Source organism: Collinsella aerofaciens, assembly GCF_015552075.1.
Taxonomy (GTDB): Bacteria; Actinomycetota; Coriobacteriia; order Coriobacteriales; family Coriobacteriaceae; genus Collinsella; species Collinsella aerofaciens_Y.
On the sequence record NZ_JADNDZ010000123.1, the window covers coordinates 1 to 2836 of the forward strand.

Genomic DNA, 2836 nt, shown 5'->3' on the forward strand with positions numbered 1-2836 from the left:
CTGGTGATCTCCGCCTTGAGAGGGCGGCGTCCTAAACCGCTAGACGAACGGGCCACATGACATCTGCACTGCCGTGCTGCGAGGAAATATATTACGGGACAAAAAACGACAGCGCAAGAAGAAATTCCAAATTGCCGAAAAATTGTCGGCAGGTTATGGAACACGCAGGTAAACTGGGTAGCTAATTCAAGTTGAGATGGACCAAAAGAGCTTCGCGCTCGTTGGGAATGTTGTCTTCGATCACGGCGTCGAGGGCGGAGTTGAGTAGTTGGCCTAGCTCGGGCCCCGGCTTCAGACCGGCGCGGATCAGGTCGCCGCCGTTGATGGCGAGCATCTTGAGCGTATAGGGCTCCCCCGCCTCCAGTAGCTCGTGCGCCATCGCGCGCATCTCCTCAATCGTCTCGACGTAATAGAAGCACGACGGGGCCTTGCCGAGCGTATCGGCACGCTTAAGATCCATGAGCTCGTCAATCAGACGCGACGTATCGACGCCCTCGCCCGAAAGCGCGCGCATCATATTGAGCAGGCAGGAGCGCTCTGGGCGCAGCGGCTTGTCATGGTATTTGATGAGCAGGCACACGTCGCGCACCAAGTCGTGCGAGAGCGCCAGGCGATCCATAATGACGCGCGCCTTCTTGGCGCCGAGCTCGGGATGACCGTAGAAGTGTCCGCTGCCGGCGTGATCGACCGTAAAGCACTCGGGCTTGGACACATCGTGCAAAAACGCCGCCCACATAAGGCTCGACGAGGGCGCGACGCCGTCGCACAGCGCCAGCTCCCCTGCCACCGTCAGCACGCGGGCGATATGCTCGTAGACGTTAAACGCATGATAGACACTGCGTTGATCAAACCCGCGACCCGCTGTCAACTCGGGCACGGCGGCGAAGATGAGCTCGGGATAGCGGAGCATCGCGTCTCCCCCATGACCGGTCGAAAGAATGCCCTCGAGCTCAATACCCACACGCTCGCGCGCCACGGCATCGAGCAACGGCGCACATTCGGCCAAAGCCTGTTTGGTCGCGGGTTCAATCATAAAGTCCAGGCGGCAGGCAAAGCGTACCGCACGCAGCATGCGCAGGGCGTCCTCGTTAAAGCGACGCTTGGGATCGCCGACAGCGCGAATCAGCTTGCGCTCCAAGTCACCTTGGCCGTCGTAGCGGTCGACAAGCCCGCGCTCGGGATGCCAGGCCATAGCGTTGACGGTAAAGTCGCGGCGCGCCAGATCGTCCTCGAGCGAGGCGGCACGCTCCACACTCTGGGGATGGCGACCATCGGTATAGAAGCCATCCAGACGGTACGTGGTGACCTCGATACGCTCGCCATCGGAAATAGCCGTGATTCCGCCAAATTTAATGCCCGACTCCACAACCGCGATGCCGGCGGCCTCGAGCGCAGCTTTGGACTCCAGCCACAGGCCGCTACAGCACATATCAACATCGTGGCTGGGGCACCCCATCAGGGCGTCGCGCACCCAACCGCCCACGTACCAAGCCTCAAGACCAGCCGCCTCAAGCGCGCGCAGGACGCACAGGGACGCATCGGACGGTTGAGTACCGTTGAGCGAAACATTGCACATGCCTATGGCCTCCTGCGACTATCAAATTGGCTATCGATTGCGTCTGCAAGAAGTCTAGCAAGAAACAGCCTCCACTGCACACGCAAGTCCGATAAACAAAAACGCATCCGTCCTAGTCTAAGACGGATGCGAAATAATCAAACTATTCAGGAAAGGTGCCGGAACTAGCAGACCTGGCGAACCTCGATGTGCTTCTTATATTCGTCCACCTTGGCAAAATCGCCCAGACCGGGGCACTCGACCACGTTGGCGCCGGTGGCCATCGACAGACGGAGGGCATCCTCGACTCGCTCGGGAGCGTCGTGCCATACGGACAGGAAGGCAGCGAGCGAGGAATCGCCGGCGCACACCGTCGACAGCAGCTTGACGTCGAAGGTGCGATTGGCAAACCAGATGTGCTCGCCGTTGGAGAAGTACGCACCGGCGCCACCGAGGGTCAGCAGCACGTTCTTGGCGCCCTTAGCGTGCAGCTCGGCCATAGCGCCCTTGACGGACTCATCGTCGCCACCGCTCACCTTAATGCCAAAGATGTCGAGCAGCTCGTCGTCATTGGGCTTGATCAGCAGCGGCTCCATGGCAATGAGGTCTGCCAGCTGATGGCTCGAGATGTCGAGGACGAACTCGGCCCCCTTGGCCTTGACGCGGCGCAGGACCTCGGCCAAGAAGCCCTCGGAAGTGTTGGGAGGCAGCGAGCCGCTGATGACCAGGCAGGTCATGTCATCGAGCGAATCGATGAGCTCAAACATCTCCTGCTCGTTGGCCTCGTTGATGGCGGCACCGGCGTTGACCATGTTGTACTCGGTGTCGGGTCCGGCATTGAGAAACACGTTGACGCGCGTGATGCCGTCGGTCCAAACGGGCTTGACGGGCACGCCCAGGGCCTCGGCGCCCTTAACGATAAACTCGCCCGAGAAGCCGGCGAAAAAGCCCAGGATCGTGGTGTCGACACCGTAGTGATCGAGGGTGAACGAGACGTTGAGACCCTTGCCGTTGGGCGTGTAGACGGCGTTACGGGTACGCGTGACGGTGTTGGCAGCAAGGCCGTCGCAGGCGATGTTGTAGTCAATGGCGGGATTTGCAGTGAGCGTGTAAATCATGAATGTTCCTTTCACGAAGCAACGTGTTGATGAAAGTATATTCCACCCATCGGTAAAAGGCTAGGACAACTCGGTGAACGGTGTGGAAGCGATGAAGTACGGCAGAACACCTTGATTGTCATTTTCATTGCAACAGCCTCAGGACTCAGCGCAACGCGTTGCG

General features: G+C 59.6%; 2 protein-coding genes. Both read right to left on the reverse strand.

Annotation, left to right across the window (positions count from 1 at the left end):
- Nucleotides 1-181: 181 nt before the first annotated feature.
- Nucleotides 182-1576, reverse strand: coding sequence for a CCA tRNA nucleotidyltransferase (locus tag I2D41_RS09775; RefSeq protein ID WP_195364361.1), 1395 nt, complete (start codon nucleotides 1574-1576; stop codon nucleotides 182-184).
- A gap of 164 nt (nucleotides 1577-1740) precedes the next feature.
- The gene (locus tag I2D41_RS09780; RefSeq protein WP_022094572.1) at nucleotides 1741-2673 is read right to left on the reverse strand and encodes a 1-phosphofructokinase family hexose kinase; all 933 of its coding nucleotides are present in this window, start codon (nucleotides 2671-2673) and stop codon (nucleotides 1741-1743) included.
- Nucleotides 2674-2836 lie beyond the last annotated feature (163 nt).